5 protein-coding genes and 1 riboswitch are annotated in these 6,532 nt (G+C 69.9%); of the genes, 2 read left to right on the top strand and 3 right to left on the bottom strand.

Features of this window, described 5'->3' with window-relative positions; genetic code table 11:
• On the top strand, positions 1 to 138 hold a 138-nt coding region (locus tag C5F46_RS17200; RefSeq protein ID WP_146160222.1), incomplete at its 5' end, for an IS4 family transposase.
• Positions 139 to 147: 9 nt separating this feature from the next.
• Positions 148 to 3,105, top strand: coding sequence for a hydantoinase B/oxoprolinase family protein (locus C5F46_RS10055; RefSeq protein ID WP_235820141.1), 2,958 nt, complete (start codon positions 148 to 150; stop codon positions 3,103 to 3,105).
• A gap of 5 nt (positions 3,106 to 3,110) precedes the next feature.
• Here the strand turns inward: C5F46_RS10055 and thiE are convergent, their stop codons facing one another.
• The 3 genes from thiE to thiC are packed head-to-tail and all read right to left on the bottom strand — an operon-like array spanning position 3,111 to position 6,327.
• A complete protein-coding gene (gene thiE, locus C5F46_RS10050; protein WP_107325222.1) occupies positions 3,111 to 3,749 on the bottom strand; it encodes a thiamine phosphate synthase in 639 nt (212 codons plus the stop codon).
• The gene (gene thiM / locus C5F46_RS10045; RefSeq protein ID WP_107325221.1) at positions 3,746 to 4,531 is read right to left on the bottom strand and encodes a hydroxyethylthiazole kinase; all 786 of its coding nucleotides are present in this window, start codon (positions 4,529 to 4,531) and stop codon (positions 3,746 to 3,748) included. Before thiM ends, thiE begins: the two co-directional genes overlap by 4 nt.
• A 2-nt stretch (positions 4,532 to 4,533) precedes the next feature.
• Entirely contained in the window at positions 4,534 to 6,327 is a 1,794-nt protein-coding gene (thiC, locus tag C5F46_RS10040) for a phosphomethylpyrimidine synthase ThiC (protein WP_407947344.1), read from the bottom strand.
• Between the two features lie 79 nt (positions 6,328 to 6,406).
• Positions 6,407 to 6,532: riboswitch (TPP riboswitch) on the bottom strand.

Genomic DNA, 6,532 nt, shown 5'->3' with positions numbered 1-6,532 from the left:
GCAAGGCTTGGGGGATATCTCGACCGCGCGTCAGATGCTCCACCGGGTACGACAGTGATATGGCGGGGCTTCTCCCGCCTCGCCGACCTCGTCGAAGGTGCCCGCCTCGCAACGCCCCCGGCGGATACTTGTGGGTAACTGCAAGGCGTGGCAGATGCTTACCTTTCGCCGATCCTGCGCCGCTATGTGGGGCAGGTCGCGGGCGCGCTGGGGCTGGGGGCGGGGCGACTTTGCTTCATGCAGTCGAACGGCGGGCTGACCGACGCGGCGCGCTTTCAGGGACGCGATGCGATCCTGTCGGGGCCTGCGGGGGGCATTGTCGGCATGGCCAAAACCGCGCAGGCAGCGGGCTTTGCCAAGGTGATCGGCTTTGACATGGGGGGCACCTCGACCGATGTCAGCCATTTCACCGGTGATTACGAGCGGACCTTCGAGGCCGAGGTAGCGGGCGTGCGCATCCGCGCGCCGATGATGGATATTCACACCGTTGCGGCAGGCGGCGGGTCGATCCTGTCGTTCCGCGACGGGCGGCTTCGGGTTGGCCCGGAAAGCGCGGGCGCCAACCCCGGCCCCGCCGCCTATCACCGCGGCGGGCCGCTGACGGTGACAGATGCCAACGTGATGCTGGGCCGGTTGCAGGCGGCGCATTTCCCGCCCGTTTTTGGCCCCCGCGGCGACCTTCCGCTGGGCGCGGCCGCGGTGAGCGCGGGCTTTGCCCGGATGGCCGAACAGATTTCCGCTGCGACCGGCCTGCCGCAGACGCCCGAAGCCGTGGCCGAAGGGTTTTTGTCGATCGCGGTGGCCAACATGGCCAATGCGATCCGCAAGATCAGTGTCGAGCGTGGCCATGACGTGACCGGCTACACGCTGCAATGCTTTGGCGGAGCGGGCGGGCAGCACGCCTGCGCGGTAGCCGATGCACTGGGGATCGGGCGGGTGATGCTGCATCCCTTTGCAGGGGTGCTGTCGGCCTATGGCATGGGGCTGGCGGAATTGCGCGCCCTGCGCGAGGTGCAGGCCGATGCGCCCCTGACCGAGGCGGCACAGATGGCCGCGCGCATGGCCCGACTGACCGAGGAGGCGCGCGCCGACCTGCTGGCGCAGGGCGTGGCGCCGGAGGCGGTGGTGATCGAGGCGCGGGCGCATCTGCGCTATGACGGCGCGCATCAGGCGCTGGAGGTGCCCTTTGGCGGGGCCGAGGCGATGCGGGCCGCCTTCGAGGCCGCCCACCGCGCCCGCTTCGGCTTTGCCGACCCGGCCCGCGCGGTGCACTTCGAGATGCTGACGGTCGAGGCCGCGGGCGGCGCCGCGGCCCTGGTTGCCCCCGCGCTGCCAACGGGGCAGGCCGCGCCCGTGGCCCGGCATCCGGTCTATCTGGGCGGGGGCTGGCACGAGGTCGATTTCCACGATCGGGCGGGGCTGGGTGCGGGGGCGCAGATCGCGGGGCCTGCGGTGGTGCTGGAAGCGACCGGCACCACGCTGGTGGCGCCGGGCTGGCGCGCCGAGGTGGACGGGCTGGGCAACCTGATCCTGTCGCGCGTCGAAATTGCCCGCCGCGCCCCTTCGGTCGGAACGGCGGCCGATCCGGTGACGCTTGAGGTGATGTCGAACCTGTTCATGGCGGTGGCCGACCAGATGGGGGCCGTGCTGGCCAACACCGCCTGGTCGGTCAACATCAAGGAGCGGCTTGATTTTTCCTGCGCGATCTTTGACGCCACAGGCGATCTGGTGGCCAATGCCCCGCATGTGCCGGTCCACCTGGGCTCGATGTCCGACGCGGTGCGCGCGGTGATGCGCGCGGCAGGCCCCGGCGTGGCGCCGGGCGATGCCTGGATGCTGAACAGCCCGTTTACGGGCGGCACCCACCTGCCCGATGTGACGGTCGTTGCACCGGTGTTTCTGGACGGGCGCATCCGGTTCTGGCTGGGCGCGCGGGGGCATCACGCCGATATCGGCGGGCGCACGCCGGGATCGTCGCCCCCCGACAGCCGCCGGATCGAGGAAGAGGGCGTGCTGATCGCGCCCATGCCGCTGATGCGGGGCGGGCGGTTTCTGGAGGCCGAGGCGCGCGCAGTTTTGGGGTCGGGGCGCTGGCCCGCCCGGTCACCCGACCAGAACATCGCGGATATGAAGGCGCAGGTGGCCGCGCTGGAAACCGGGCGGCGCGAACTGGCCAGTGCAGCCGAAAGCTGGGGCGAGGGCGTGCTGACGGCCTATGCCGCCCATGTGCAGGACAATGCCGAGGCGCTGGTGCGCGCGGCAATCCGCGGGCTGCGCGACGGCGCCTTTACCTGCCCGATGGACAGCGGCGCGCAGATCGCGGTCGCGTTGCGCGTGGACCGCGACACAGGCCAGGCCACGGTGGATTTCACCGGCACCAGCGCGCAAGGGACGGGCAACTACAACGCGCCCGCCGCGATTGCGCGGGCGGTGGTGCTTTATGTCTTCCGAACGCTGGTGGGCAAGGATATCCCGCTGAACGAAGGCTGCCTGCGGCCGATCACGATCATCCTGCCCGAAGGCTCGATGCTGAACCCGCGTTTCCCGGCGGCGGTGATCGCCGGAAACACCGAGGTCAGCCAGACGGCGGCCAATGCGCTGTATGGCGCGCTGGGGGTGCTGGCGGGCAGTCAGGGCACGATGAACAACTTTGTCTGGGGCAATGCGGCGTTTCAGAACTATGAAACCATCGCGGGCGGCACCGGCGCGGGGCCGGGCTTTGCGGGCTGCGACGCGGTGCAAAGCCACATGACCAACACCCGCATGACCGACCCCGAGGTGCTGGAGCGGCGCTTTCCGGTGCGGCTGGAACGGCTGGCGATCCGCCACGGCTCGGGCGGGGCGGGGCAGTGGCCGGGCGGCTGCGGCATGGAGCGAAGGCTGCGATTTCTGGCCCCGGTCACGGTGACGGTGCTAAGTTCTTCGCGCCGCGTTGCGCCCTTCGGGGCGGCGGGCGGGGCGCCGGGGGCCGTGGGGGCAAACCGCGTGATCTGGCCCGACGGGCGGGAGGAGCGGCTGTTGGGCAATGACGAACGCGACCTGCCCGCAGGGGCGGCTTTCGAGATGCTGACCCCCGGCGGCGGCGGCTGGGGCACGCCGGGCTGACCGCGCTACCCGCCAGCCGAGGCTAGCGCCAGCACGATCTGGCGCGCCGCGGCCTCGGGGGCGGGCTGGCCGCAGATCGCCGACACCACCGCGACCCCCCGCGCCCCCGCCGCCAGCGCAGGGCCTGCATGGGCAGCCTTCAGCCCGCCGATAGCCACCGCGGGCACCGGGCTGGCCGAGATGATCCGGGCCAGCCCGGCAAAGCCCACAGGCGGTGCATGGTCGGCCTTGGTCGCGGTCGCAAAGACCGGTCCGGCGCCGATGTAATCGACCACCGCGGGGTCAACCGCGCGGGCCTGCAGCACCGTCTCGACCGACAGGCCCAGCGCCATGCCCGCGCCGATCCGGGCGCGCGCCGCAGCGGGGGCCATGTCGCCCTGCCCGATGTGCAGCCCCCCGGCACCGATGGCCACCGCTGCCTCGACATCGTCGTTGACCACCAGCGCAGCCCCCGTGCCCGCCAGCGCGGCGCGCAGCGCGCGGCCCGTGGCGATCAGCCCTGACGTCCCCGCACCTTTGTCGCGCAACTGCACCACCGTCACCCCCCCCGCCACAGCGGCACGGGCGGTGGCCACCATCCCCGCCGCCCCGCCGCACAGGTCGGGATCGAGCACCAGATAAAGCGACAGATCCAGCCGCCTCATGCGGGCACCACGCACGCGCCTGCCACCGCCGCGGGCGTCAGCGCGGCAAGCTCATCCAGAAACCGCCAGCCGAACGAGCCGGGGCCGGACGCGCCCACCTCGGCCGCAGCGCCGGCCGCGGCAAAGGCGGCCAGCGCAGCCACCGACGCCTCGAACGGGTCGCCGGGCGCCACGGCGGCAAAGGCGCCGACAAGGCAGGTCAGCGAACAGCCCAGCGCGGTAACCTGCGGCATCAGCGCCGATCCGCCCGCAATCCGGCAGGCGCGCGCACCGTCGGTAACGAAATCGACCGCCCCGGTGACCGCCACCACCGCGCCCAACCGCAGCGCCAGATCGCGCGCCGCGCCCTCGGCAGCCTCGACCGCATCGCCCGCATCCGGCCCAGCGGCCCCCGCCTGCCCGCCCGCCAGCGCAATGATTTCCGAGGCATTGGCACGGATGATCGCGGGGCGCAGCCGTAGCAGTTGCGCCACCACCGTGCCGCGATAGGGCGTGGCCTGATGCGCCACCGGGTCAAAGACCCAAGGCCGCCCGGCACGGTTCGCTGCCTCGGCCGCAAGCCGCATCGCCACCACCCATTCGGCATTGAGCGTACCAAAATTGACGGTCAGCGCGCCCGAGATCGCGGTCAGGTCGGCAATCTCTTCGGGCGCGCAGGCCATCGCGGGCGAGGCGCCAGCCGCCAGCAGCACATTGGCTGCCACGTTCATCGCCACGAAATTGGTGATATTCAGCACCAGCGGTTTTTCAGCCCGCAGCCGCAAGAAAAGTTCAGCCCGCATGATCACCCCTCCACCGGCAGATACAACGCGCCCTGCTGCCGAAAGCGTTCGGCCATCGCGGCCATGCCCTCTTTCTGCGCCTCGGCGCGGATGTCATGGCTGATTTTCATCGAGCAGAACTTTGGCCCGCACATCGAACAGAAATGCGCCAGCTTGTGCGCGGCCTTGGGCAGGGTTTCATCGTGCAGCGCGCGCGCCGTGTCGGGATCAAGGCCCAGATTGAACTGATCCTCCCACCGGAAATCGAACCGCGCACGGCTAAGCGCATCGTCCCGCAGCCGCGCCGCGGGGTGGCCCTTGGCCAGATCGGCGGCATGGGCGGCGATCTTGTAGGTGATGACGCCGGTTTTCACATCGGTCCGGTCGGGCAGGCCCAGATGTTCCTTGGGCGTGACGTAGCACAGCATCGCGGTGCCGAACCACCCGATCATCGCGGCGCCGATCGCGCTGGTGATATGGTCATAGCCCGGCGCGATATCGGTCACGATCGGGCCCAGCGTGTAGAACGGCGCCTCGCCGCACAGGGCAAGCTGACGGTCCACATTTTCCTTGATCTTGTGCATCGGCACATGGCCGGGGCCTTCGATGATCACCTGCACATCCTGCGCCCAGGCGACGCGGGTCAGCTCGCCCAGCGTCTCCAGTTCGGCGAATTGCGCGGCGTCGTTGGCATCGGCGATGGAGCCGGGGCGCAGCCCGTCGCCCAGCGAGATGGTCACGTCATAGGCGCGGCATATCGTGCATATCTCGGCAAAGTGTTCGTAAAGAAAACTTTCGGTGTGATGCGCAAGGCACCATTTCGCCATGATCGAGCCGCCGCGCGACACGATCCCCGTGACCCGCCCCACCGTCAGCGGGATATGGTGCAGCCGCAGCCCGGCATGGATGGTAAAATAATCCACCCCCTGTTCGGCCTGTTCAATCAGCGTGTCGCGGAACACCTCCCATGTCAGATCTTCGGCCACGCCGCCCACCTTTTCCAGCGCCTGATACAGGGGCACGGTGCCAATCGGCACCGGGGCGTTGCGCAATATCCAGTCGCGGATGGTGTGAATGTCGCGCCCGGTGGACAAGTCCATCACCGTGTCGGCGCCCCAGCGGATCGCCCAGACCATCTTGTCTACCTCCTCGGCCATGCTGGAGGTGACGGCGGAGTTGCCGATATTGGCGTTGATCTTGGTCAGGAAGTTGCGGCCAATGATCATCGGCTCCAGTTCCGGGTGGTTGATGTTGGCCGGGATCACGGCGCGGCCACGGGCGATTTCGTCGCGCACGAATTCGGGCGTGATCGTCTCGGGCAGGGTCGCCCCCACGGGGGCGCCATCGCGGGCCTGCGCCCGGCCCAGATTTTCGCGGATCGCCACAAACTCCATTTCGGGCGTGATGATCCCGGCCCGCGCGTAAGCCAGTTGCGTCACCGACCGGCCGGGCCGCGCCCGCAGCGGGCGGTGGCGCGACCCAAAGGGGGGCGCGGATTGGGCGCTTTCGGTGTGGCCGTTGTCCTCGGGGCGCGGGGCGCGGCCCTCGTAGCCCTCGCAATCGGCGCAGGCGGCAAGCCAGGCTTCGCGCTGGCGCGGCAGGCCGCGGGCAATGTCGATGGCCGCCGCCGGGTCGGTATAGGGGCCGGAGGTGTCATACAGACGCACCGGCGGTTCGCCCGCAGCGGGATCAAGCGCGATCTGGCGCATCGGCACGGCAATGCCGGGGTGCAGCCGCCCCGGAATGTGCAGCTTGGATGCGCCGGGCAGCGGCCCGGTGGTGACGGTCGGGGGGGTGGGGTTGGTCATCATGGTCATGCGAAAGCCTCCCTCGCAGGTGCAAAGAAGACCCAGGCGGCCCAAGCGGAAAGCAGGCTGGATGCACGGCAGACAAAAACCCGCAGCATCGGCACCGTCCCTACGCCAGTACGAACTGGATCAGGTTCAAAGGGTCACTGCGCGCTTGGCTATTGCCGTGCCAGCAGACTCTCAGCCCCTTGCCGGGGCCCCCCTGGTGAAGTGC

Origin of the sequence: Phaeovulum veldkampii DSM 11550, from assembly GCF_003034995.1 — a bacterium.
GTDB classification, from domain to species: domain Bacteria; phylum Pseudomonadota; class Alphaproteobacteria; order Rhodobacterales; family Rhodobacteraceae; genus Phaeovulum; species Phaeovulum veldkampii.
The sequence above is the reverse complement of the archived record's forward strand: the minus strand, read 5'-3'. Positions and strand labels throughout refer to the sequence as shown.